The sequence below is a fragment of the Micromonospora sp. WMMA1947 genome, from assembly GCF_027497355.1.
In the GTDB taxonomy this organism is placed as follows: domain Bacteria; phylum Actinomycetota; class Actinomycetes; order Mycobacteriales; family Micromonosporaceae; genus Micromonospora.
Window position 1 is genome coordinate 6,193,260 of sequence record NZ_CP114909.1, and the last position, 25,189, is coordinate 6,218,448.

The 25,189-nt window shown below is 73.2% G+C and carries 19 protein-coding genes; 10 read left to right on the forward strand and 9 right to left on the reverse strand.

The window, feature by feature from the left end:
- Positions 1 to 198 precede the first annotated feature (198 nt).
- Entirely contained in the window at positions 199 to 2,631 is a 2,433-nt protein-coding gene (locus O7604_RS29050) for a Tex family protein (RefSeq protein WP_281578416.1), read from the forward strand.
- 77 nt (positions 2,632 to 2,708) lie between these two features.
- Complete coding sequence (locus O7604_RS29055; protein ID WP_269700697.1) at positions 2,709 to 3,143, forward strand: hypothetical protein; 435 nt, start codon at positions 2,709 to 2,711, stop codon at positions 3,141 to 3,143.
- On the opposite strand, the gene O7604_RS29060 is transcribed toward O7604_RS29055, so the two are convergent.
- Positions 3,106 to 4,119 carry a DUF389 domain-containing protein gene (locus O7604_RS29060; RefSeq protein ID WP_269700698.1) on the reverse strand — a complete coding sequence of 338 codons (1,014 nt, stop codon included), beginning with the start codon at positions 4,117 to 4,119 and terminating at the stop codon, positions 3,106 to 3,108. The two genes, O7604_RS29055 and O7604_RS29060, sit on opposite strands and share 38 nt — an antisense overlap.
- A gap of 181 nt (positions 4,120 to 4,300) precedes the next feature.
- Here O7604_RS29060 and O7604_RS29065 point away from each other — a divergent pair, with 181 nt between their 5' ends.
- The 3 genes from O7604_RS29065 to O7604_RS29075 are packed head-to-tail and all read left to right on the forward strand — an operon-like array spanning position 4,301 to position 7,856.
- Positions 4,301 to 5,431: an aminotransferase class I/II-fold pyridoxal phosphate-dependent enzyme gene (locus O7604_RS29065; RefSeq protein ID WP_281578417.1), complete on the forward strand. Its 1,131-nt coding sequence runs from the start codon at positions 4,301 to 4,303 to the stop codon at positions 5,429 to 5,431.
- Positions 5,428 to 6,636, forward strand: coding sequence for a glycosyltransferase family 4 protein (locus tag O7604_RS29070; RefSeq protein ID WP_281578418.1), 1,209 nt, complete (start codon positions 5,428 to 5,430; stop codon positions 6,634 to 6,636). The genes O7604_RS29065 and O7604_RS29070 overlap by 4 nt, the downstream gene beginning before the upstream one ends.
- Positions 6,636 to 7,856, forward strand: a complete 1,221-nt coding sequence (locus O7604_RS29075) for a glycosyltransferase (protein ID WP_281578419.1) — start codon at positions 6,636 to 6,638, stop codon at positions 7,854 to 7,856. Before O7604_RS29070 ends, O7604_RS29075 begins: the two co-directional genes overlap by 1 nt.
- Before the next feature lie 54 nt (positions 7,857 to 7,910).
- Here O7604_RS29075 and O7604_RS29080 read toward each other — a convergent pair whose 3' ends face one another.
- From O7604_RS29080 to O7604_RS29105, 6 genes are read right to left on the reverse strand one after another with little or no spacing between them, the layout of a single operon-like run.
- Positions 7,911 to 9,245, reverse strand: a complete 1,335-nt coding sequence (locus O7604_RS29080) for a glycosyltransferase (RefSeq protein ID WP_281578420.1) — start codon at positions 9,243 to 9,245, stop codon at positions 7,911 to 7,913.
- Positions 9,246 to 9,294: 49 nt separating this feature from the next.
- Complete coding sequence (locus O7604_RS29085) at positions 9,295 to 10,593, reverse strand: oligosaccharide flippase family protein (RefSeq protein WP_281578421.1); 1,299 nt, start codon at positions 10,591 to 10,593, stop codon at positions 9,295 to 9,297.
- A gap of 23 nt (positions 10,594 to 10,616) precedes the next feature.
- Positions 10,617 to 11,897, reverse strand: a complete 1,281-nt coding sequence (locus O7604_RS29090; RefSeq protein WP_281580017.1) for an O-antigen ligase family protein — start codon at positions 11,895 to 11,897, stop codon at positions 10,617 to 10,619.
- A gap of 37 nt (positions 11,898 to 11,934) precedes the next feature.
- Positions 11,935 to 12,942, reverse strand: coding sequence for an SDR family NAD(P)-dependent oxidoreductase (locus O7604_RS29095; RefSeq protein ID WP_269700704.1), 1,008 nt, complete (start codon positions 12,940 to 12,942; stop codon positions 11,935 to 11,937).
- Positions 12,939 to 13,877 carry an NAD(P)-dependent oxidoreductase gene (locus O7604_RS29100; RefSeq protein WP_281578422.1) on the reverse strand — a complete coding sequence of 313 codons (939 nt, stop codon included), beginning with the start codon at positions 13,875 to 13,877 and terminating at the stop codon, positions 12,939 to 12,941. Before O7604_RS29100 ends, O7604_RS29095 begins: the two co-directional genes overlap by 4 nt.
- Entirely contained in the window at positions 13,874 to 14,602 is a 729-nt protein-coding gene (locus O7604_RS29105; RefSeq protein ID WP_281578423.1) for a sugar phosphate nucleotidyltransferase, read from the reverse strand. Before O7604_RS29105 ends, O7604_RS29100 begins: the two co-directional genes overlap by 4 nt.
- Before the next feature lie 149 nt (positions 14,603 to 14,751).
- On the opposite strand from O7604_RS29105, the gene O7604_RS29110 reads away from it, so the two are divergent.
- Entirely contained in the window at positions 14,752 to 15,681 is a 930-nt protein-coding gene (locus O7604_RS29110) for an NAD(+)/NADH kinase (RefSeq protein WP_269700708.1), read from the forward strand.
- A gap of 6 nt (positions 15,682 to 15,687) precedes the next feature.
- On the opposite strand, the gene pgm is transcribed toward O7604_RS29110, so the two are convergent.
- Together pgm and glgC are read right to left on the reverse strand one after the other, a co-directional pair.
- A complete protein-coding gene (gene pgm / locus O7604_RS29115) occupies positions 15,688 to 17,331 on the reverse strand; it encodes a phosphoglucomutase (alpha-D-glucose-1,6-bisphosphate-dependent) (RefSeq protein ID WP_269700710.1) in 1,644 nt (547 codons plus the stop codon).
- Between the two features lie 33 nt (positions 17,332 to 17,364).
- The gene (glgC, locus tag O7604_RS29120) at positions 17,365 to 18,597 is read right to left on the reverse strand and encodes a glucose-1-phosphate adenylyltransferase (RefSeq protein ID WP_269700711.1); all 1,233 of its coding nucleotides are present in this window, start codon (positions 18,595 to 18,597) and stop codon (positions 17,365 to 17,367) included.
- A 94-nt stretch (positions 18,598 to 18,691) separates the two neighbouring features.
- On the opposite strand from glgC, the gene glgA reads away from it, so the two are divergent.
- The 4 genes from glgA (at position 18,692) to glgB (ending at position 25,085) form a co-directional block, all read left to right on the forward strand.
- Positions 18,692 to 19,885, forward strand: coding sequence for a glycogen synthase (glgA, locus tag O7604_RS29125; RefSeq protein WP_269700712.1), 1,194 nt, complete (start codon positions 18,692 to 18,694; stop codon positions 19,883 to 19,885).
- A gap of 59 nt (positions 19,886 to 19,944) precedes the next feature.
- Positions 19,945 to 20,673, forward strand: coding sequence for a class I SAM-dependent methyltransferase (locus tag O7604_RS29130; protein WP_281578424.1), 729 nt, complete (start codon positions 19,945 to 19,947; stop codon positions 20,671 to 20,673).
- Positions 20,674 to 20,898: 225 nt separating this feature from the next.
- A complete protein-coding gene (locus O7604_RS29135; protein ID WP_281578425.1) occupies positions 20,899 to 22,995 on the forward strand; it encodes an alpha-1,4-glucan--maltose-1-phosphate maltosyltransferase in 2,097 nt (698 codons plus the stop codon).
- Positions 22,983 to 25,085: a 1,4-alpha-glucan branching protein GlgB gene (gene glgB / locus O7604_RS29140; RefSeq protein ID WP_269700717.1), complete on the forward strand. Its 2,103-nt coding sequence runs from the start codon at positions 22,983 to 22,985 to the stop codon at positions 25,083 to 25,085. Before O7604_RS29135 ends, glgB begins: the two co-directional genes overlap by 13 nt.
- Positions 25,086 to 25,189: the final 104 nt, after the last annotated feature.

The following is a 25,189-nucleotide window of genomic DNA, read 5'->3' on the forward strand; positions in this document are numbered from 1 at the left end:
AGGTCGGGAGTGTCCTCCCATCCCAGCAACCGCATGTCGCTTTTGCCAGCCTCCTTTCATCATGCGTGGAATAGACGCACATAACATGAGTATTCGTGACTGTTACCGACCCTCCGGCGAGGCGGGCGGGCGCGCACGCCGGTCGCGGGCCGGGACGGCAGAATGCACGGGAACCCACCCGAGAAGGCGGATCAGATCGTGACCCAGTCAGTGCACCAGCGCATCGCCGAGGAACTCGGCGTCGCCGAACGGCAGGTGCGGGCGGCAGTCGAGCTGCTCGACGGCGGCGCCACAGTGCCGTTCATCGCCCGCTACCGCAAGGAGGCCACCGGCCTGCTCGACGACGCGCAGCTGCGCACGCTGGAGGAGCGGCTGCGCTACCTGCGCGAGCTGGACGAGCGGCGCGCGGCGGTGCTGGAGTCGATCCGGAGCCAGGGCAAGCTCGACGAGGCGCTGGAGGCGCAGATCCTCGCCGCCGACTCCAAGTCCCGCCTGGAAGACATCTACCTGCCCTACAAGCCGAAGCGGCGCACCCGCGCGCAGATCGCCCGCGAGGCCGGGCTGGAGCCGCTCGCGGACACGCTCCTGGCCGACCCGGCGCAGGACCCGAAGACGGTCGCCGCCGGGTTCGCCGACCCGGACAGGGGCGTCGCGGACGTCGCGGCCGCCCTGGACGGGGCGCGGGCCATCCTGATCGAGCGCTTCGCCGAGGACGCCGACCTGATCGGCACGCTGCGCGAGCAGATGTGGTCGCGGGGCCGGCTGGTCTCCCGGGTACGCGACGGCCAGGAGACCGCGGGCGCGAAGTTCGCCGACTACTTCGACTTCGCCGAGCCGTACCCGAAGCTGCCCTCGCACCGCATCCTCGCCATGTTCCGGGGCGAGAAGGAGGGCGTGCTGGAGCTGACCATGGACCCGGAGGCCGAGGGCGACGCCGACGCGGCGACCGGACCGAGCCGCTACGAGGCCGCCGTGGCCGGACGCTTCGGCATCAGCGACCAGGGACGGCCCGCCGACAAGTGGCTGGCCGACACGGTGCGCTGGGCCTGGCGTACCCGGATCCTCATCCACCTCGGCGCGGACCTGCGGATGCGGCTGTGGCAGGTGGCCGAGGAGGAGGCCGTGCGGGTCTTCGCCACCAACCTGCGTGACCTGCTGCTGGCCGCACCGGCCGGGGCGCGGGCGACGATGGGCCTCGACCCGGGCCTGCGTACCGGGGTGAAGGTCGCGGTGGTCGACGCCACCGGCAAGGTGGTCGCCACCGACACGATCTACCCGCACGAGCCACGCCGGCAGTGGGACGCCTCGCTGCACACGCTCGCCACGCTCGCCGCCGCGCACGGCGTCGAGCTGATCGCGATCGGCAACGGCACCGCCAGCCGGGAGACCGACAAGCTCGCCGGTGACCTGATCAAGCGGCACCCGGAGCTGAAGCTGACCAAGGTGGTGGTCTCCGAGGCCGGCGCGTCGGTCTACTCCGCCTCCGCGTACGCCTCGCAGGAGCTGCCCGGCCTGGACGTCTCGCTGCGCGGCGCGGTGTCGATCGCCCGCCGCCTCCAGGACCCGCTGGCCGAGCTGGTAAAGATCGACCCGCGGTCGATCGGGGTAGGGCAGTACCAGCACGACCTGTCCGAGGTGAAGCTGTCCCGCTCGCTCGACGCGGTGGTCGAGGACTGCGTCAACGCGGTCGGCGTGGACGTCAACACCGCCTCCGCGCCGCTGCTCACCCGGGTCTCCGGCATCGGCGCCGGGCTGGCCGAGAACATCGTGCTGCACCGCGACGCCAACGGGCCGTTCCGCACCCGCGCCGAGCTGAAGAAGGTGCCGCGGCTCGGGCCGAAGGCGTTCGAGCAGTGCGCCGGCTTCCTGCGCATCCCCGGCGGCGACGACCCGCTCGACTCCTCCAGCGTGCACCCGGAGGCGTACCCGGTGGTGCGCCGCATCCTCTCCTCCACCGGGCAGGACCTGCGCGGTCTGATCGGGAAGTCGGCCATCCTGCGCGGCCTGCGCGCGACCGACTTCGTCGACGAGACGTTCGGCCTGCCCACCGTCACCGACATCCTGGCCGAGCTGGAGAAGCCCGGCCGTGACCCGCGCCCGGAGTTCCGCACCGCGACGTTCGTCGAGGGCGTGGAGAGGATCGGCGACCTGACGCCGGGCATGGTGCTGGAGGGCGTGGTGACGAACGTGGCCGCGTTCGGCGCGTTCGTCGACGTGGGCGTGCACCAGGACGGCCTGGTGCACGTCTCGGCCATGTCGCACACCTTCGTGAAGGATCCGCGCGACGTGGTGAAGTCCGGCGACGTGGTCAAGGTCCGGGTACTCGACGTGGACGTGCCCCGCAAGCGGATCTCGCTGACGCTGCGGCTGGACGACGAGGCGCCGGCCGGCGGTGGTCGCCCGGCGGGCGGCGACGGACGGCGGGACCGGGGCGGGCAGGGCGGCGCCGCTCCGCGGGCCGGCGGCCAGGGTCGCGGCCAGGGCCGGGGCGGGCAGGGCGGCGGTGGCCAGCGGGGTGACCGGGGCGCGTCGCGCGGCGGCCAGCAGCAGCGGCCGGGGCGCGGTGGCGGCGGTTCCGCCCCGCTCAACGACGCCATGGCCGAGGCGCTGCGCCGCGCCGGGCTGGCCTGATCTCCCGGGGTGCGCTGCCGAGCTGACGACTCAGCTCGGCAGCGCGCCGTGCGCGCGGCGCGCGTACCCTCGCGGTCGTGGGTGGCGAGGACGACGAGCGGTGGCGGGAACGACGACGCCACGCGGTGCGGGCGCACGCGGAGGCCGCTGATCGGGAACGCGCCGCGGAGCAGGCGGAGGCCGCGGAGCTGGTGGCCCGGTTCGCCGCCGAGGCGCTGCGGCGCGGGCTGCGCACCGACCGGCTGACCGCGACCGGCCACGACGGGCGCGGGCGTTACCGCACACGACTGACCGGGTGGTACGTGGACCGGGCGCACAGCCGCGCGGTGGACACCGACGGGTGCTTCTACCTGCTCACCGTGACGCCCGGTCTGCGCGCGCGGCTGTTCGGGGCCGACCCGCGGCCCAGCGCACCGCCGCTGGTGGTCGGCCGGGGCGGTCGCGACGGCGAGTCGGTGCCGCTGGCGGCGCTGCTCAGCCGGCGTCTCGACGCGGGCGACGACTGGCGCTGAGGGCGGCGGCCGGCCGCTGATCGGCCCGCTGCCGCGGCACCGGACGCGCGGCGCGCCGGGCGACGTGCCGCCACCAGCACAGCTGCACCACGAGCGTGAGCAGCCCGGCGAGCACGATCGCGGCCAGGTTGATCACCAGTTGGAGGGCCGAGCCGGCCGCCTCGTGCCACACGCCGTACGCGGACGCCACGGCCACGTTCGCCGCCGCCGGCACGGTGGTCACCGAGATCAGCACGCCCACGAGCGAGCCGGACTTCTTCGACGTCAGCGACAGCATGCCGGCGATGCCGGCGAGCAGGCCCACCACCCAGGACAACGCGTCCGGGCGCCAGATGAAGTCGGTCATCGGCCGCTCGGCCAGCAGCATGTCCCGGCCGACCAGGCCCGCTGCGGTGAGCGCCCAGGTGCTCAGCACTGTCGCCGCCATGGCGACCAGGAAGCCGACGGTCAGGGCCTGCACCGAGCGGCCTGCCACGCGCGGCTGCCGGCGCAGCAGCGCCACGCAGAGCGCGGCGAGCGGACCGAACTCGGGGCCGACCACCATCGCGCCGACGATCAGGATCGGCTGGTCCAGCAGCACGCCGATGCCGGCGATCATGGTGGCCACCACGATCAGGGCGAGGAACGTGCCGGTGAGCACCGTCTGCTCGCCGGTCTTCGCGGCGATCTCGTCCCAGACCACGGCGTCCTCGCCGTGCCCCGGCGCCTCCTCGGCGGCCCGGTCGGCCGCCTCGGACAGCGTCAGCTCCACGTCGTCGGCCGCGATCGCCCCGTGCGCCTCGACACCCAGTTCCTGGAGCCGGCTCAGCACGCCGTCGGCGCTCTCCCGGACGACGTCGCAGGTGACGTAGTCACCGGCGGGCTGGCGGGCGGCCCCGGGCAGCACCACGAGGTGCGTGACGCCGGGATCGGCGGCCAGCAGGTCCACGACCGCCGACGACTGGTCACTCGGCGCGATCACCCTCAGGTGCAGCACTCGGGGCTCCTGGCTCGTCGATTCCTGTGCGGGGCCGCCGAACTCTACTCGGTCGCGGCCCGATCGTGTGCTTTTCGGCACGAACCCGGCGTACGCCATCACCCCTCGGCAGGTCGTCCGTTTTACCGTCCGTGACCCTTCGATGCCACGACTGTGATCCCACTGCGGGGACGGAGGCTCGATGACCGGCCGAATCTACCTGTCGCCGCCCGATGTCGGGCCCCTGGAGGAGTCCTACGTGCTCCGCGCGATCCGCTCGGGCTGGGTCGCGCCGCTCGGCCCCGAGGTGGAGGCGTTCGAGCGGGAGGTCGCGCAGCGAGTCGGGGCGGCTCACGCGCTGGCCCTGAACTCCGGTACGTCCGCGCTGCACCTGGCCCTGCTCGCCCTGGGGGCCGGGCCGGGAAGCGTGGTGGCGGCACCGACCATGACCTTCGCGGCGACCGCGAACGCCGCCGTCTACACCGGCGCCGAACCGGTCTTCGTCGACTGCGACCCGGCGACCGGCAACATGGACGTGACAGCGCTCGCCGAGATGCTCGACCGGCTGGGCCGGTCCGGCGAGAAGGTCGCCGCGGTGCTGATCGCGGACATGTTCGGCACCTGCGCCGACTACGACGAACTGCTGCCGGTGTGCGAGGCGGCGGGAGTGCCGGTCGTCGAGGACGCCGCGCAGGCGCTGGGCGCGACCTACCGCGGGCGTCCGGCCGCCTCCTTCGGGCGGCTCAACGCGCTGTCCTTCAACGGAAACAAGATCATCACAACCTCCGGCGGAGGGATGCTGCTCTCCGACGACGAGGCGTTGCTCGCCCGCTGCCGACACCTGGCGACCCAGGCACGCGAACCCGTGCCGCACTACGAACACGTCGACGTGGGTTACAACTACCGGCTCAGCAACCTGCTCGCCGCCCTGGGGCGGGCACAGCTGCACCGGCTGGACGGGATGATGCGGCGCCGCCGGCTGCTCCGCGAGCGCTACGCCAAGCTGTTCTCCGGCGTTCCCGGCGTCCGGCTGCTCGGCGACGGGGACGAGGGCTCGAACTGCTGGCTGACCAGCATCGTGGTCGACCCCGAGCGGACCGGCTGGCCGGCGGCGGACCTCGGGGCGCACCTGGCCGCGCGCGACATCGAGACCCGGCACGTGTGGAAGCCGATGCACCGGCAGCCGGTCTTCGCCGGGTGCCGGTCGGTCGTCACGGGCGCCGCGGACCGGCTGTTCGCCCAGGGTCTCACCCTGCCCAGCGGTTCCGCACTGGACGACGACCGGGCGGCGCGGGTCATCGGTGCCGTCGAGCAGTTCCTGGACGCCCGGTGACGGCCGGCGCGGGCGCGCGTCCGCTGCGGATCGTCGTCCTGCTGAAGACGGACCAGGGCGGGCTCTGGGTCCTCCCCCAGGTCGAGGAACTGCGCCGCCGCGGGCACCAGGTCGTCGCGGTCCTGCCGCGCGCCACCGGACGCCTGACCGGCGAACTCCGGCAGCGAGGCGTCGAGGTGCACGACTCGCCGTTCGACTTCCGCTTCCGGCCGCGCCCGTCGACGCTGCGGGACCTGTGGCGGCTCCGCCGCCTGATCAGCCGGCTCCGCCCGGACGTCCTCAAGTACCACCTGTACGCGTCCGCGCTCGCCGCCCGCTTCGCGAGCCTGCGCCTGCCGCTGCGTCGCGTCCACATGGTGGCCGGGCCGCTCTACCTGGAGTCTCCGCTGATCAAGGTCGTCGAGCGGGCGTTGTGGCGGCTCGACCACGTCACCATCTGCGGCACCGGCCACACCTCCGGTCTCTACGGCGCGCTCGGGTGTCCCGCGCCCCGGCGCCCGGTCGTCACCTACGGCGCCAGGGCCGCGCACTTCGCCGAACTCGAGGGCGCGGCCGGCCGGCGAGAGGTGCGCGCCAAGGCGCGCGCCGAACTCGGCATCGAGGAGGACGCTTTCGTCGTCATCATGGTCGCCTACGTCTATCCGCCGCGCCGACTGGTCCACCAGGGCCGCGGCATCAAGGGCCACGACGTGCTGCTGGCGGCCTGGCGGGAGTTCCGCGCCGACCACCCGGACGCCCGGCTGCTCCTGGTGGGCGCCGGCTTCTCCCCGGCCGGAGAGACACACCGGCGCGAGCTGATCCGGCGCTTCGAGGTCGACCGGGATCCGAGCGTGACGTGGTTGACGTCGGTGTCGGACGTGCGGGACTGCTACCGCGCCGCCGACCTGAGCGTCAGTCCCTCCCTCTCCGAGGGGCACGGCGCGGCCTGCGAGGCGGGAGCCTCCGGGGTGCCCAGCGTCGTCAGCGACGCGGGCGGCCTGCCCGAGACCGTCGACGAGACGACCGGGTGGGTGGTGCCGCGCAACGACGTGCCGACGCTGGTCGCCGCGCTGCGCAACGCCCATCGGGAGTTCACCGACGGCCGGCTCCGTCTGCGCGGTGAGCGGGCCCAGCAGTTCGCCCTGCGGCACTTCGACGACACGGTGGCCGCCGCCGCCGTGGCCGACGTGGTGGAGGCCACCTGCCGGACCGGCGGGAGATCCTGATGCGGGTCGTGGTGACGTCGGAGTCGCGCTTCAGCCGGACTCCGGACGGTGCGGTGTGGGTGGAGGCCGGCCCCGACCACACGATCTGGCGGCGGTACCTGGTCGCCTTCGACCGCGTCCGCGTCGCCGCCCGGGTCCGGGACGTCGCGCAGCGGCCGGCGGCCGCCTCCCGGGTCGACGGAGACGGCGTCGAGGTCTGGGCGCTGCCGTACTACGTCGGGCCACGGGGCTACCTGCTCGGGCGGCGGACGCTCGCCGAAGCGGTGACCGCCGCCGCGGAGCCTCGGGACGCCGTGGTGCTCCGGGTGCCGTCGCCGATCGGCGCGCTTCTGGCCCGGGCGCGCAGCCGGGCCCGCCTCCCGTACGCGCTCGAGGTGATCGGCGATCCGTACGACGTGCTCGCCCCGGGGGTCGTCCGGCATCCGCTGCGGCCCGTGCTGCGGACGCTGTCCACCCGCACGCTGCGCAGGCAGTGCCGGGAAGCCGCCGCGGTGGCGTACGAGACGGAACGGCGCCTGCAACTGCGGTACCCGACGCTGCCGACCACGCCGACGGCGGGCATCTCCAGCGTCGATCTGCCACCCGCGGCGTTCGTCCCGCACGCCCGGCCGCTCCGGCAACCGCCGGCGGTGCCGACGCTGGTGTCGGTCGGCTCGCTCGAACAGCTCTACAAGGGCATCGACACGCTCATCTCGGCGCTGGCGCTGATGCCCGCCGACGGGCCGCGGGCCCGGCTCGTGCACGTCGGCGTGGGTGCCTACCGGCCCCACCTGGAGCAGTTGGCCGCCCGGTCGGGCGTGGCCGGCCGGGTGAGCTTCACCGGCCCTCTCCCCGACGCCGAGGCGGTCCGCCGGACGCTGGACTCGGCGGACCTGTTCGTGATGCCGTCGCGCACCGAAGGTCTGCCCCGGGCGCTCATCGAGGCGATGGCCAGGGCGCTCCCGGCCGTGGGTTCGACCGCCGGCGGCATCCCGGAGCTGCTCGAACCGGACTGCCTGGTGCCGCCCGACGACCCGGCCGCCCTCGCCGCCACCGTCACCGCGATGCTCGCCGCCCCGGACCGGCTGGCGGCGGCCTCGGCCCGCAACCTCGGCCGGGCCCGTGACTTCTCCGCCGAAACGCTCGACGCCCGCCGGGCGTGGTTCTACCGGACCGTCGCCGAGGTCGCCGCCGGCCGGCCGGACCGGCGGTCACCGGTCGCCCTGCGGTCCGGACGCTGACGTACGGCGCCGGCGCACCTCCGAGGTGCGCCGGCGCCCTGCGGCCGGGACCGCTCAGTGCACGGGGTGTCCCGGACGCACGTCCCCTCGGGTCACGCCTCGGAGGATGTCGAGGTAGCGGCCGAGCTGGTCCTCCCGGAACAGTCCGTCGAGCGCGGTCGCCGGCACCGCCGGCACCCGTCCGGTCCGGTCCTTCACGGCCAGCCACTCCCGCAACCGGGCCGCGATCGCGGCCGGATCGTTCGCCACGACACCCGCGCCGCGATCACGCAGCAGGCGTGCGGCCACGCCGTCCGCGAAGCCGAGCAGGAGGACGGGACGGCGGGCCTGGAGGTAGTCGAAGATCTTGCCGGTCATCGTGCCGGCGTCCCGGGGGTCGTTCCACATGAGCAGCACGAGCGCGTCCGCGTCCGCCTGGATCCGCCACGACTTCTCCGGCGAGACCTGGCCGAGAAGGGTGACGGAGTCGGTCACGCCGGCTCGTTCGGCGGCGGCGCGGACGATGCCGTGGTCCTCCCCCGCGAAGATCACATGCACCTTCGCGGCGTCCGGCCCGAGCAGGGCGATCGCGTCGAGGAGAGGACCGGGGTCACGCTTGCCCGGATAGATGTAACCGGTGTGCGCGAGCGTGAGTGTGCCGGACGGCACCTCGACACCGGCCGGGGTCGCGGGTGCGGGCCGGCGGTCGATGCCGTTCATGACCACGTGCGTCCGGACCCCGAACGTGCGGCGGATCGTCTCGGCCAGCGGCTCCGAGATCGTCACGCACGCCGCCACGGTACGCAGCACCCGGCGTTCCAGCCGCTCGTCGACAGCCCGGCGCAGCGGCGTCCGTACCCAGTGGTCGTTGCCGACGGACCACAGATCCCGGTAGTCGGCGACCCAGGGCACCCGGAACCGCCGGGCGAGCGTCGCGGCCACGACGAACCCGGAGAAGGGCGGGCCGGACACGAGGATGACGTCCGGGCGCCAGCCCGCCGCGAACCTGTCGAACTCGCGCACCGGCGGCCGGATCCAGTTGAGCTGTGGGTCCGGCAGCAACAGCTCCATGCCGGCCCTGACCAGCAGCCGTCGGGCACCCGCGCGGGTCCGGCCGAGGCGGGAACGCACGGGTGCCGGGCCGCCCGCCGCCGAGCCGTGCCCGCTGCCGCCGGGCCGGGGAAGACGCGGTGCCGGTGCGATCCGGATCAGCCGGTCCTCGGGCACCGGGACGGGAGCTCCGCCCTGGTCCGCGCCGACGGCGGTGAGTACCCGGACGTCCCACCCCTGTCGCGCCGCGTACGCCGCGAGGGCGGCGGGCCGGCGGGCACCGACGGTCTCCGCCGGCGGGAAGTGGTACGAGACGATGAGCAGGCGCGGAGCCGGCTCCGGGTGCGGGTCGTTCGTCATAGCGGGGTCAACCATTCCTTCCGGTACACGGACATGACGACGAGGAGCCTCAGCTCTGTGGGACGAGTCGCGGCGCGGGACGAGGACGGCCGTGTTCGCGTCCGGCCGCCGTCACGACGCGCAGCGACATCAGCCACCCGACCCCGTACGCCAGCGCGCCGGACACCCCGAACGCCCACACCGCGGTCAGCGGTGACCCGCCGGCCAGCGCCACCACCGAGACGGCACCGGCCACCACCACGACCCGGCCCGCGTCCCAGACGAGCTGGAGAGCCTGGCGTTCGTACACGACGAGCGTCTGCGACAGCGGCGAGACGACGAGCTGAGCCGCCATGAAGACGGCCAGGGCCTGGGCGTAGACGCCGCTGCTGTGCCACTGCGCGCCGAAGACCAGGCTGAAGGCCGTGGGCGCGGCGACCACGACGAGGAGCGCGCCGGGACCCGCGATCAGAGCCAGCTTCCGGCTGGCGCCCAGGAAGACGCGCCGGCCGCCCCGCGGCTGCTCCCGCGCGATCCGCGCGATCTCCCCCAGGTAGACCTGCGCCACCGCGGACGCCACGAGCGCGGCGGGCATGGCGATCATCCGCTGGGTCAGCCCCAGCCAGCCGGCCACCGCCGAGCCGTACCAGTAGGCGATGAGCAGCACCGGCAACTGCATGCCGAGAATGTTGAGCAGGCCGGACGGAGCCAGCAGGAAGGGAAACCGCCGGTAGCGGCGCGCCACCGCCAGCAGGCGGGGCCGCCGCCGAGGCGTCCGGGCGGTCGCGTCGCGTCCCCCGGCGCCCCGGAGCAGGACCGCGGCGGCCGCGACCTGACCGAACCCGAAGCCGAGCGCCAGGCCACCGGGACGAAGCCCCGCCACCCCCGCCCCGACCTGGGTGACCACGACCGCCAGGGACTGCAGGAGGTTGCGCCGGCCGATCACGCCGTACCGACGATGCCGCACCGCGAACTGGTTGAGCACCAAAACGACACCCATCGCCGCGGCGGAGGGCGGCACCACCCAGAGCCAGTGGACCAGTTCGGGCTGACCGAACCAGGCGGCCACCCGGTCTCCCACCAGCAGGACCACGACCGATCCCAGGAGCGCCGTACCCGCGGCCGCGGCGAGACCGAGCCGCACCAGCGCCCGTGCGTCCGCCTCCCGTTCCGGCAGCGGAACCGCCATCTCGAACCGGAGCGCGGCCACCGTGCCCGCGATCACCACCAGTGCGGCGACCACCGCGAGGACGCCGAAATCGACAGGGCGGTAGAGCCTCGCCAGCAACGGCGCCGCGGCCAGCGCCAGCAGTTGACCGCCGGCCGATCCGGCGGCGATGCCCACCACTCCGCGCCGCCCGCTCGACATGGCGAGCCGCCTGGCACGCCACCTCACCCAGGGACACCCGGCCGGTCGGCCGGCCGCGTCCGCCCGCCGCGGACCGGCATACCGGTGCGCAGCGTCGCACCGGCCATCACGAGCACACCGAGAGCCAGTGCGGCGAAGAGCGGACGGCCCGCGTTCACGTCACCGGAGGTCGACACCGCCACCACGTTGAACGCCAGCACCGCCAGGACGAACCCGGCGACCGGGTCACGCCGGGTCGCGCGCCAGAGCCCCGCGGCCACGACGAGAGTGGCCAGGATGAAGGCCCCGCCCACCAGCCAGCCCGCTTCGGCCGGCAGCTCCAGCCAGAGGTTGTGCGGGTAGTTGTGCACCAACATGCCGGAGTAGTCGGACCAGTTGCCGTAACCGACCCCGCCCGGATGCTCGGCGATCATCGGCACGCTGACGTCACGCATCTCCGCCCGAGCGGTGCCGACCATCTCCTCGCTCGGGTCGACCAGGAGCGCGTACACCCGGGGCGGCAGCAGCGACGGCATGGCGATGACGGCCAGCACCAGGGCACCCATCAGGCCCAGACCGACCCACTCGCGCCGGCCCCGCCGCAGCTTGAGGCGGAACCCGGCCAGCACCAGGACGAAGAGGGCGACCACGGTGGCCAGGAGCGGTCCCCGGGAGCCGGTCGCGAACAGAGCGAGGCCGAGCAGCACCGCCAGGCCCGCCGCCCACCAGGCCGCCACCCGCTTCTGCAGGTAGAGCCAGGTGAGAGCGACGAGCGCACCCCCGATGGCCCGGGCCAGCCAGATCGGGTTGGAGCCGAAGCCGTCGGCCCGCCCGTCCTGCGGATCGCCGGTGAGCGTGGCGATCGCGAGCACCACCCCGGACAGCACGAACACGGCGGCGAACATCTCCACGTCACGTCGTCCGCGCAGCACCGCGATCGCCAGCGTGGCGAACATCGTCAACGTCAGGAGCAGCAGGAACTTCTGCCGGCCGTAGTCGGTCTCCGGGGGGTGCAGGAAGCCCGGCAACGCGAGGACACCGAAGACCACCAGAACCCAGAAGATCACCGTGCGGGCCCGGGAGGACGGACGGAGGATCTCGTGCAGGAGCAACGGCACCGCGAGCACGACCGCGGCGATGAGGAAGCCGCGGCCGACCTCACGCGTGAACTGGTCGAAGTTGAGCAGCAGCACCACGGCGGTGGCGCGCAGCACCGCCGAGACGAGACCACCTGTTCGCCGTACCGGTGCCTCCGGCCGGGCGGGCCCGGCGGCGCCGCGAACCGTACCGATCGCCGACGACCGCCGGTTGTCCTGCATCACCATCACGTTCGAGCCTCCTGCGGCACCGAGCTGGGAACCCTCACACCGCCCGGTCGGAGCGGTAGCGCGCGAGGTTGGCCGGATCGAGGAACCACTCGACGGTCGCCTTGAGCCCCTCGTCGATGCTCGTGGCCGGCTGCCAGCCGGTCCGCGCCCGGAGCAGGCCGGCGTCGCCGAGCAGGCGCTCGACCTCGGACTCCGCGGGGCGGAGCCGGGACTCGGAGACCTCCACCTCCGGCTGGACGCCGAACATCGCGGCGATCTTGCGCACCAGGTCGCCGATCGAGGTCTCCCGGCCGGTCGCGGCCTGGAACACGCCGCCCACGACCGCCTCGTCGGGCGCGGTGCCGACGGCTCGGAAGGCCGCCACGGTGTCCGTCACGTAAAGCAGGTCGCGGGTGGTACGCAGCGCGCCGAGCCGGACCACCCCGCCGTCCTTGGCCAGCTGGCTGATGATGGTGGGGATGACCGCCCTGGTGGACTGACGCGGGCCGTACGTGTTGAACGGCCGGAGGGTGACCACCGGCAGGCCGAAACTGAGGTGGTAGCTCTCGGCCAGCTTGTCCGCACCGATCTTGGAGGCCGAGTACGGCGACTGCCCGCGCAGCCGGTGCTGCTCGGTCATCGGGACCGTGGTGGCCGTCCCGTACACCTCGCTGGTGGAGGTGACGACGACGCGGCCCACGCCGGCGGTCCGCGCGCTCTCCAGCACGTTGAGCGTGCCGGTGATGTTGGTGTCCACGTAGGACTGCGGTGCCAGGTACGAGTACGGGATGCCGCCCAGCGCGGCCAGGTGGTAGACGGTGGAGGCACCGTCGACCAGCCGCTGCACCATTCCCCGGTCGCGGATGTCCCCCGCCACGACCTCGACGCCCGCCAACTGGTCCGGATCGAAGGTGTCCAGCCAGCCGTGCGATCCGGCGCCGTTGTAGTGCACGAGGGCGCGTACCGGGTGGCCCGCGGCGACGAGGGCCTCGACCAGGTGGGACCCGATGAAGCCACCGGCTCCGGTCACCACCACCGGTCCGCCGGACGAGTGTGCCGTCATGGTTCGCTCCTCCTCTGCGCCGGTCCGGCGGTGACCGGTACCGGGTCGGTTCCACGAGCCGGTGCCGCCTGACTCCACAGCGCACCGACCGAGTCGTACAGGTCGTGTTCGGGGACCCACCCCAGGACCGAGGCGGCCCGGCCGACGTCGGCGCGCATCCAGCCGACCTCGGCGGACCGGGGGGACGGTGGGCGGTCCTCAAGGACGCGGACCGGCCGGCCGGCGACCGAGACCAGCAGGTGGACGGCGTCGCGCACCGGCACCGCCCGGCCGCTGCCCACGTTGAGGACACGAGCCCCGGGCGCGGTGACGGTCACGGCCCGCCGGACCGCGGCGGCCACATCCCGGACGTCGACGAAGTCCCGGTACGCCCCGAGCGGACCGGTGCGCAGGTCGTCGCCGGGCGCGAGGCGGGCCAGCAGCGCCGCCACCCGGCCGAGCAGTGTGGTGCCGGGCATGCCGGGGCCGACGGGGTTGAACACCCGGAGCACGACCGCGTCCACCCGGCCGGCGTCGGCCGCCAGCTCCATGAGCCGGGTCGCCGCCGCCTGGCTCACGCCGTAGGCGCTGACCGGGGCCGGGGGAAGGTCCTCGGTGGCCGCGGTGCCGAACGGCACCGGACCGTACTCGGCCGCGGAGCCGAGACGGACCAGCCGTGCGCCGGGTGCGGCGTCGGCGACCGCGTCCACCAGCTTGGCGGTCGCCGTCGTGTTCGCCCGGACGAGATCCTCGGCCGCGCCGCTGACCGCGCCCGCGCAGCTGACCACGGCGTCCGGCCCGGCCCGGCCGAGCAGCGCCCGCAGCGCCTCCGGCGTCGCGGTGACCAGGTCGCACTCGGCGCGCGACGGGCACACCACCTCGGCGGTGGTCGCCAGTTCCCGTCGTACGTGCGCGCCGATGAAGCCGGAGGCGCCGAAGAGGAGGACGCGCATCATGCCCCGGCCGGCGCGCCGGCGGGCAGGAGCACGTCCCGCAGCTCAGCGAAGCAGCGGTTGGCCTCGTCGTAGTCCTCGGGGCGGCCGATGTCCAGCCAGTAGCCGTCGAACTCGTAGCCGGCCGGTGGCTCGCCCCGGCCCAGCAGGTCCAGCACCAGCTGGTCGAACCCGAACGGCTGCCCCGCCGGGTAGTGGGCGATGGTGTTCCGGGAGAGCCCATAGACACCCATGCTCACCCGGTAGTGCAGGACGGGCTTCTCGGAGAAGGAAGTGATCTTGTCCCCGGCCAGCTCCAGGACCCCGAAGTCGATCTTCACGGTACGCCGGTAGGTGGCGACGGTCAGCGGTGCGCCCGACCGCGCGTGGGTGGCCAGCAGGTCGGCGTAGTCGAGGTCGGTGAGCACGTCGCCGTTCATCACCAGGAAGTGCTCGGGCAGGCGGTGCCGGATGCCGAAGAGCGGGCCGATGGTGGACAGCGGCCGGTCCTCCTCGACGTAGTCGACGGCCAGGCCGAACCGCGAGCCGTCGCCGACGAAGGCCCGGATCAGCGCGCCCAGGTGGTTGATCGCCAGGATGACGTGGGTGAAACCGCGATCCGCGAGCTGGCGCAGCACGATCTCGAGGATCGCGTGGCTCTCCCCGATCGGCACGAGCGGTTTCGGCAGCGTGGAGGTGTAGGGACGCAGCCGGACCCCCGCGCCGCCCGCCATGATCACGACATGCATCGACTCTCCACTCGTCCCCACGCCCTACCTCGCGTCCAACGAGCCGGACCGGCACCCGGGTACGGAAATCACCTGTTCGGGGCACGTCCCCCGCGTCACGCCTGCGGGTAAGCCCGGCGGGCGGCACGCCCCTGTGATGAGCTGTACCGGTGGCGGGAGATGTGCTGGGGCTGGTGCTGCACCCCACCCGGGACGTCTCCGAGGTGGTGCGGATCATCGCGGACTGGGCCGCCCGGCACCGGATCACCCTCGCGGTACGCGCCGAGGACCGCGCGCGGGTACCCGCCTCGGTGGAGGCGATCGCCGCGGACGAACTGGCCGACCGCTGCGCCGCGCTGATCAGCATCGGTGGCGACGGCACCATGCTCGGCGCGCTGCGGATGGCCGTCCGCGACCCGAAGCCGGTGCTCGGCGTACATCTGGGCCGAGTGGGCTTCCTGGTCGAGGTGGAGCCGCCCGATCTGCCCCGGGCGCTGGAACGGCTGGTGGAGCACGACTTCACCGTCGAGTCGCACGCCTGCCTGGCCTGCGACGTCTGCGGCGACGACGTGGTGGCGTTCAACGACATCGCCCTGGTCCGGCAGCCCGGCGCCGGGTTCGTCACCGCCACGCTGGCGGTGGACGGCCAGCGGTACGGCTACTACCGCTGCGACGCGCTGGTGGTGAGCACGCCGACCGGCTCGACCGCGTACAGCTACGCCGCCGGCGGCCCACTGATCTCACCGGCCACGGAGGCGATGGTGGTGACGCCGTCCGCGCCGATGGCCGGGATCTCCCGCTCGGTGCTGCTCTCCGCGCACGAGACGGTGCACCTGGAGCTGCGCGCGGACTCGGCACCGGTGGCGGTGGAGATGGACGGCCTCCTGATCCGGCAGGCGGCGACCGAGGGTTCGGTGCACATCCGGTACGTCAAGGACGCCGGCCGCGTGGTCCGCCTCGACCCGCGCCGCTACCAGGAGCGCAACCAGCTCAAGCTGAGCCTGCTGGACCTGCCGCTGCTGCCGGACCAGCTGCGGGAACTGTTGCCGGACGGGTTGCGGGAGCAGCTCAACCGCAGGGAGCTGCCCCCGCCCCGCTGAGCCGGGTCAGGCGGTGGCGAGCACCCCGTCGACCAGCGCCTTGGCCTCCTCCTGGATCCGGGCCAGGTGCTCCGGGCCCTGGAACGACTCGGCGTAGATCTTGTAGACGTCCTCGGTGCCGGACGGCCGGGCGGCGAACCAGCCCGACCCGGTGGTCACCTTGAGCCCGCCGATCGCGGCGCCGTTGCCGGGCGCGGTGGTGAGGGTCGCGGTGATCGGCTCACCGGCCAGCTCGGTCGCGGTGACCTGCTCCGGCGACAGCTTCGCCAGAACGGCCTTCTGCGCCCGGTCGGCCGGCGCGTCGATCCGGGCGTACGCGGGCGCGCCGAAGCGGTCGGCCAGCTCGGCCCAGTGCTCGCTGGGCGTACGGCCGGTGGTGGCGATGATCTCGGCGGCGAGCAGGCAGAGCAGGATGCCGTCCTTGTCGGTGGTCCACGTGCTGCCGTCGCGGCGCAGGAACGACGCGCCGGCGCTCTCCTCGCCGCCGAAGCCGACGGTGCCGTCGAGCAGGCCGGGCACGAACCACTTGAACCCGACCGGCACCTCCAGCAGCGGGCGGCCCAGGTCGGCCGCGACCCGGTCGATCATCGAGGAGGAGACGAGCGTCTTGCCCACCGCCGCGGCCGGACCCCACTGCTCCCGGGTACGGAACAGGTGGCCGATCGCCACGGCCAGGTAGTGGTTGGGGTTCATCAGGCCGCCGTCGGGCGTGACGATGCCGTGCCGGTCGGCGTCGGCGTCGTTGCCGGTGGAGACCGCGTAGTCGTCCCGGGCGGCGATCAGCGAGGCCATCGCGTTCGGCGACGAGCAGTCCATCCGGATCTTGCCGTCGCCGTCGAGCGTCATGAACCGCCACGTCGGGTCCACGAGCGGGTTGATCACGGTGAGGTCGAGGCGGTGCCGCTCGGCGATCTCCCCCCAGTACGCCACGCTCGCCCCGCCCATCGGGTCCGCGCCGATGCGCACCCCGGCGTCGCGGATCGCGTCGATGTCCAGCGCGGCGGGCAGGTCGTCGACGTACCGGGCGAGGAAGTCGTACTCGCCGGTGGTGTCGGCGGCGCGCGCCCGCGCGTACGGGATGCGTTTCACCTCCTTGAGCCCGGCGGCGAGGATGGCGTTCGCGCGGTCCTGGATCCACTTGGTGGCGTCGGTGTCGGCGGGCCCGCCGTTGGTGGGGTTGTACTTGAAGCCGCCGTCGGACGGCGGGTTGTGCGACGGGGTGATCACGATGCCGTCGGCGAGGCCGCTGGTGCGCCCCCGGTTGTGGGTGAGGATGGCGTGCGAGACCGCGGGCGTCGGGGTGTAGCCGTCGCGGCTGTCGCGCAGCACTGTGACGTCGTTGGCGGCGAGCACCTCCAGCGCGTCGGCCTCGGCCGGCGCGGACAGCGCGTGGGTGTCCCGGCCGAGGAACAGCGGCCCGGAAAGGCCCTGCTCGCGGCGGTAGTCGCAGAGCGCCTGGGTGACCGCGAGGATGTGGTCGGAGTTGAAGGCGTTGCGCAGGCTGGACCCGCGGTGCCCGGAGGTGCCGAAGGAGACCTGCTGCGCCGGGTCGTCCGGGTCCGGGTGCTCGGCGTAGTAGGCGGTGACCAGCCGGGGCACGTCGACCAGGTCGTCGGGCTGGGCGGGCCGGCCGGCACGGGGGTGGGCCACTGCGGGATCCTCCTCGGGAAACGGTGGAACTGCTCAGGGCTCGACGCGCTGGCCCTTGCCGATGACGACGATGCCGTTGTCGGACACGGTGTAGCGCTGGCGGTCCTTCTCCAGGTCGACGCCGATCTCGGCGCCCTCCGGGACGTGGACGTTCTTGTCCAGGATCGCGCGCCGGACGACCGCGTGGCGGCCGATCTGGACACCCTCCATCAGCACGGCGCCGTCGACGTGCGCCCAGGAGTGCACCTTCACCTTCGGCGCCACGATCGAGTTCTCCACCAACGAGCCGGAGATCACCGAGCCGGGCGAGACCATCGAGCTGACCGCGCGGCCCACGCGCTCGCCCCAGGCGTGCACGAACTTGGCCGGCGGGTACGGCGGCTGCTCGGTGTAGATCGGCCACTCGAAGTTGTAGAGGTTGAACACCGGGTGCACGTTGATCAGATCCATGTGCGCGTCGTAGAACGAGTCGAGCGTCCCCACGTCCCGCCAGTAGCCGCGGTCGCGGTCGGTGCTGCCCGGCACCTCGTTGTCCTTGAAGTCGTAGACGTTGGCCTCGCCGCGCTCGACGAGCATCGGGATGATGCTGCCGCCCATGTCGTGCTTGCTCGTCTTGTCCGCCGCGTCGCGCTCGACCGCCTCGCACAGCGCCCGGGTGGTGAACACGTAGTTGCCCATCGAGGCGTAGATCTGGTCCGGCGCGTCGGGCAGCCCGACCGCGTCGGTGGGCTTCTCCCGGAACGCGCGGATGCGCTTGCCGTCCTCGCCGACCTCGATCACGCCGAACTGGTCGGCCGTCGACAACGGCTGCCGGATGCCCGCGACCGTCACCCCGGCCCCGGAGGCGATGTGGTCGTCGACCATCTGCCGGGGGTCCATCCGGTAGATGTGGTCGGCGCCGAAGACGATCACGTAGTCGGGCTGCTCGTCGTTGATCAGGTTGAAGCTCTGGTAGATCGCGTCGGCCGAGCCGGCGAACCACCACGGGCCGCGGCGCTGCTGCGCGGGCACCGGCGTGACGTAGTTGCCGAGCAGCGTCGACATCCGCCAGGTCTTGGTGATGTGGCGGTCCAGCGAGTGCGACTTGTACTGGGTCAGCACCACGATCTTGAGGAAGCCGGCGTTCGCCAGGTTGGACAGGACGAAGTCGACCATGCGGTACATCCCGCCGAAGGGGACGGCGGGCTTCGCCCGGTCGGTCGTCAGGGGCATCAGGCGCTTGCCCTCCCCGCCGGCCAGGACGATCGCGAGCACCTTGGCAGCCATGCTCAGACGCTAACGACCTGGACCCGACTTCACCACTCGGACGCCCACACTTGCGCACCGCGTGGGACACCCGGCTCTGCACTAGGGTGCGGGCATGGCACCGATGCGCGTCGACCTGCTCACCCGCGAGTACCCGCCGGAGGTCTACGGCGGCGCCGGGGTGCACGTGGAATACCTCGCCCGCGAACTGCGCCGGCTCGCCGACGTCCGGGTGCACTGCTTCGGCGCGCCCCGCGACGAGAAGGGCGTGACCGCGTACGCCGAACCGGCCGCGCTGGCCGGCGCCAACGCCGCGCTGCGCGTCATGGGCGTCGACCTGGAGATGGCCGCCGGTACGGCCGGCACCGACGTGGTGCACAGCCACACCTGGTACGCCAACCTGGCCGGGCACACCGCGAAGCTGCTGCACGGGGTGCCGCACGTGGTGACCGCGCACAGCCTGGAGCCGCTACGCCCGTGGAAGGCCGAGCAGCTCGGCGGCGGGTACGCGCTCTCCTCCTGGTGCGAGCGGACCGCGTTCGAGGCGGCCGACGCGATCATCGCGGTCAGCGCGGGCATGCGCCGTGACGTGCTCACCGCGTACCCGGCGGTGAACCCCGACCGGGTCCGCGTGGTCTACAACGGCATCGACACCGCGCAGTACGCCCCGGACCCGGCCACCGACGTACTCGACCGGCTCGGCATCGACCCGGGGAGGCCCAGCGTCGTCTACGTCGGGCGGATCACCCGGCAGAAGGGCCTGCCGTACCTGCTGCGGGCGGCCCGCGAGCTGCCCGCCGACACCCAGCTGGTGCTGCTCGCCGGCGCGCCGGACACCCCGGAGATCGCCGCCGAGGTGGAGGGCCTCGTGGCGGAGCTGCGGGCGAAGCGCTCGGGCGTGATCTGGGTGGCGGCGATGCTGCCCAAGCACGAGGTGATCCAGGTGCTCACCCACGCCACCGTCTTCGCCTGCCCGTCCGTCTACGAGCCGATGGGCATCGTCAACCTGGAGGCGATGGCCTGCGAGACCGCCGTGGTGGCGACCGCCACCGGCGGCATCCCCGAGGTGGTCGCCGACGGCGAGACCGGGCTGCTGGTGCCGATCGAGCAGGCCGGCGACGGCTCCGGCACGCCGCTGGACCCGGAGCGCTTCGTGGCCGACCTGGCCGCGCGCATCAACGAGCTGCTGGCCGACCCGGAGCGGATCGCGGCGTTCGGGGCGGCGGGGCGGCGGCGCGCGGTGGAGCACTTCTCCTGGGACGCGATCGCCCGCCAGACGCTTGAGGTCTACCGCTCGGTGGGGGTGTAAGGAAGGGCCCCTTCTTGACAGCCCGCCCGGTCGCGGTCGGCGGCGGATACAGTCCCTGGATGCCGGATGCGATCTTCGCCCATCCTCGGCTCGCGCCGGTCTACGACGCGTTCGACGGCGACCGGGACGACCTGGACGCGTACCTCGCGATCGCCGACGAGCTGGACGCGCGCGTGGTGCTCGACCTCGGCTGCGGCACCGGGAACCTGGCCCTGCTGCTCGCCCCGCACGGCCGTACCGTCGTGGGGGTCGACCCGGCCGAGGCGTCCCTCGCCGTCGCCCGGTCGAAGGACCGCGAAGGCCGCGTGCGCTGGGTGCACGGCGACGCCACGACGCTGCCACCGCTGCGCGCCGACCTGGCCGTGATGACCGGCAACGTGGCGCAGGTGTTCTGCACCGACGACGACTGGGCGCGCACCCTGCGGGGCGTCCACGCGGCGCTGCGGCCCGGCGGGCATCTCGTGTTCGAGGCGCGGCGTCCCGAGCGCCGGGCGTGGGAGGAGTGGGCGGCGGACAGCGCGCCGGTGACTCGGGACGTGCCGGGCGTCGGGCCGGTGGAACGACGTCTCGAGGTCACCGCTGTGGAACTGCCGTTCGTGTCCTTCCGGTTCACGTACCGGTTCCCGGCCGACGGCGCCGTCCTCACGTCGGACTCGACGCTGCGGTTCCGCGACCGGGACGAGGTCGAGGCGAGCCTGGCGGCCGCCGGCTACCGGGTGCTCGACGTGCGGGACGCGCCCGACCGCCCCGGCCGGGAGTTCGTCTTCGTCGCCCAGCGGTCGACCTGAACGTCGCTGTCGGACGGGCCAGAGCGCCCGGAGCCCGCCGACCCTGTGCCCGAGGCGCGGAGAGAGGCCGTTCGTGGCACCGGGGCCGGCCGCCGGAAGTCCGCCACCCGTTCGGTGGAACGCCATGGGTGCCTCACCGGCACGGACTCGACGCCCTCGTGAGCGGGTTGAGGGCTGAGGTGAAGTCGCCGAGCGCGAGAGGATCTCGCGCAGTAGGTTGAGCGGGTGACTGGACGGTTCCCGATCGAAGACGTCTCCCCCGTCGTCTCCTGCGGTCGCTACCCGGCCAAGGCGGTGGTCGGCGAGGTCGTGCCGGTGTCGGCACGGGCCTATCGCGAGGGCCACGACGCGCTCGGGTGCAACGTGGTCTGGCTCGGCCCGGACGGCGCGGCCCGCCCGTTCACCCGGATGCGCCCCGGCGAGCCCGGCCAGGACCGCTGGCACGCCACCATCCGCCCCGACGCGGTGGGCCTGTGGCGCTTCGCCGTGGAGGCGTTCGGAGACCCGTACCTCACCTGGCAGAACGCGGTCACCAAGAAACTCGCCGCCGGCCAGGGCCCGGCCGAGCTGGCGAACGACCTGGCCGAGGGCGTACGCGTGCTCACCGCCGCGCTCGACCTGGTGCCGAAGGCCGACCGTGATCGCGTACGCGAAGCCGTGCGAGCCCTGGCCGACGACGACCTGGACCTGCCGCGGCGGGTGAGCGCGGCGCTGGATCTGGCCGACCTGCTGTGGGAGCACCCGGTGCGCGAGCTGGTCACCACCGGCGAGGAGCGCACGATCTGGGTGGACCGGCCGCGGGCGCTCTTCTCCGCCTGGTACGAGTTCTTCCCCCGCTCGGAGGGCGCGGTCCCGGCGACCGTCGACGCGCCGGCCCGTTCCGGCACGTTCGCCACCGCGATCCAGCGGCTGCCGGGTGTCGCGGCGATGGGTTTCGACGTGCTCTACCTGCCGCCGATCCACCCGATCGGCCGGGTCAACCGCAAGGGCCGCAACAACGCGCTCACCGCCGGGCCGGACGACGTGGGCTCGCCGTGGGCGATCGGCGCGGCCGAGGGCGGCCACGACGCCATCCACCCCGACCTGGGTACGCCGGAGGACTTCCGCGACTTCGTCGCGGCCGCCGCCGAGCAGGGGCTGGAGGTGGCGATGGACCTGGCGTTGCAGTGCGCGCCGGACCACCCGTGGGTCACCGAGCACCCGGAGTGGTTCACCACCCGGGCCGACGGCAGCATCGCGTACGCGGAGAACCCGCCGAAGAAGTACCAGGACATCTACCCGCTGAACTTCGACAACGACCCGGAGGGCATCCGGGCCGAGGTGCTGCGGGTGGTGCTGCACTGGGTCGGCGAGGGCGTCCGGATCTTCCGGGTGGACAACCCGCACACCAAGCCGTTCGACTTCTGGCACTGGCTGATCGCCGAGGTCAAGAAGGTCGACCCGGACGTGCTGTTCCTGGCCGAGGCGTTCACCCGGCCGGCGATCATGCACGGCCTGGGCAAGATCGGCTTCACCCAGTCGTACACCTATTTCACCTGGCGCACGACGGCGGCCGAGATGCGGGAGTACTGCGAGGAGCTGGTCGCCTCGGTCGACTGGATGCGGCCGAACTTCTGGCCCAACACGCCGGACATCCTGCACTCGTCGTTGCAGCACGGCGGGCCGCCGATGTTCAAGATCCGGGCGGTGCTGGCGGCGCTGCTGTCCCCCTCGTGGGGCATGTACGCCGGGTTCGAACTGTTCGAGCACGTGGCCCGGCCGGGCGCCGAGGAGTACCTGGACAACGAGAAGTACGAGCTGCGGCCCCGGGACTGGGACGCGGCGCTGGCGCAGGGCCGGTCGCTGGCGCCGTTCATCACCACGCTGAACCGGGTACGCCGGGACAACCCCGCCCTGCACCAGCTGCGCAACCTGCGGTTCCACGACATCGACAACCCGGCGCTGCTGTGCTGGTCGAAGCACGACCCGGAGACCGGCAACACGGTGATCGTGGTCTGCTCGTTCGACTCCCGCGAGGTGCAGTGGGGCAACACCACACTCGACATGCCGGCGCTCGGGCTGGACTGGCACGAGCGGTTCACCGTGCGCGACGAGCTGACCGGCGCCGAGTACGACTGGGGGCAGCGCAACGCGGTACGCCTCGACCCGTACCTGCAGCCCGCGCACGTGCTCACCGTGCGCCGCCCGGCCGCACCGGCCCCTGCCGAACCGGAGCACCCGGCCGCGCCCGACCTGACAGTGGAAGACGTACCCGCCGACCTCTCCGGCGGCACCGCCCCGACCGCACCGGCCGACAAGGACGACGCCCGATGGACCAGCTGATCACCGGCGAGGTACACGACCCGCACGCCGTGCTCGGCGCGCACCCGGCCGGCGGGAGCACCACGATCCGGACGCTGCGCCGGGGCGCCGGCGAGGTGACGGTGCTGGTCGACGGCGAGGCGCACCCGATGAAGCGGGTCCACGACGCCGGTGTCTTCGAGGCGGTGCTCCCCGGCGAGGTGCTCGACTACCGGGTCGAGGTGGACGGCACGACGCACGACGACCCGTACCGTTATCCGCCCACGCTCGGCGACCTCGACCTGCACCTGATCGGCGAGGGCCGCCACGAGCGGCTCTGGGCGGCGCTCGGCGCCCGCGTGTTCGACGAGGGCGTCGCGTTCACCGTCTGGGCGCCCAACGCACGGGCCGTGCGGCTGATCGGCGACGTCACCGGCTGGGCGCCGGACGACGGGTGGCCGATGCGGTCGCTCGGCTCCAGCGGCGTGTGGGAGATCTTCGTGCCCGGCCTGCCGGTGGGCAGCCGCTACAAGTACCGCATCCTGGGCGCCGACGGCCGGTGGCGGGACAAGGCCGACCCGATGGCCGCGCGCACCGAGGTGCCGCCGGCCACCGCGTCGGTGGTGCACGAGTCACGGTACGAGTGGGGCGACGCGGACTGGCTCGCGCGCCGGTCCCGGCAGGCGCCGCACCAGGAGCCGATGAGCGTGTACGAGGTGCACCTGGGCTCCTGGCGGCCCGGCCTCGGCTACCGGGAACTGGCCGAGCAGCTCACCGCGTACGTGCTGGAGATGGGCTTCACCCACGTGGAGTTCCTGCCGGTGATGGAGCATCCGTTCGGCGGTTCGTGGGGCTACCAGGTCACCGGCTACTACGCGCCGACCGCCCGGTTCGGCGACCCGGACGACTTCCGGTACCTGGTGGACCGGCTGCACGCGGCCGGCATCGGCGTGCTCCTGGACTGGGTGCCAGCGCACTTCCCGAAGGACGAGTGGGCGCTCGCGCGCTTCGACGGCACCCCGCTGTACGAGCACCCCGACCCGCGTCGCGGCGAGCACCCCGACTGGGGCACGTACGTCTTCGACTTCGGCCGCAACGAGGTGCGCAACTTCCTCGTCGCCAACGCGCTGTACTGGCTCGACGAGTTCCACATCGACGGGCTGCGCGTGGACGCGGTCGCGTCGATGCTCTACCTGGACTACTCGCGCTCCGACGGGCAGTGGGCGCCGAACGTGCACGGCGGCCGGGAGAACCTGGAGGCGATCGCGTTCCTCCAGGAGGTCAACGCCACCGTCTACCGGCACCACCCGGGCGTGCTGATGATCGCCGAGGAGTCCACCGCCTGGCCCGGCGTCACCAGGCCCACCTCCGAGGGCGGGCTCGGGTTCGGGTTCAAGTGGAACATGGGCTGGATGCACGACACCCTGCTCTACACCTCGAAGGACCCGATCTACCGGCAGCACCACCACCATCAGCTCACGTTCTCGCTGGCGTACGCGTGGAGCGAGAACTACGTGCTGCCGATCAGCCACGACGAGGTGGTGCACGGCAAGGGGTCACTGGCGGGCAAGATGCCCGGCGACACCTGGCAGCGGCTGGCGACGGTACGGGCACTGCTGGCGTACATGTGGGCGCACCCGGGCAAGCAACTGCTGTTCATGGGCTGCGAGCTGGCCGACGACAGGGAGTGGAGCGAGGAGCGCGGCCTCGACTGGTACCTCACCCACGACCCGGCCCGCGCCGGTGTGCAGCGGCTGGTCGCCGACCTGAACCGCGTCTACCGGGCCAGCCCGGCGCTCTGGGCGCAGGACACCGACCCGGCCGGTTTCCGCTGGATCGCCGGGGACGACGTCGCCAACAACGCGGTGTCGTTCATCCGGATCGCCCCGGACGGACAGACGCTGGTGTGCGTGGCGAATTTCTCCGCGTTGCCGCTGGAGGACTACCGGATCGGTCTGCCGGCCGCAGGTACGTGGGCCGAGGCGCTGAACACCGACGCCCACCACTACGGCGGTTCCGGCGTGGGCAACCTGGGCGAGGTGCACGCGGAGAACGTCCCGTGGCACGGCCTGCCCGCGTCGGTCGCCCTGCGCGTCCCCCCGCTTGGCGTCCTCTGGCTCCGCCCGGCCTGACGGCGTCGCCCGATGGTCGGCCGGCCCGATCGGCGACCGCCCCACACCGCACCCTGCTCCCGGCCGGCAGATCACCCTCGCCGGTGCTGCCCGGGCCGGCGGAA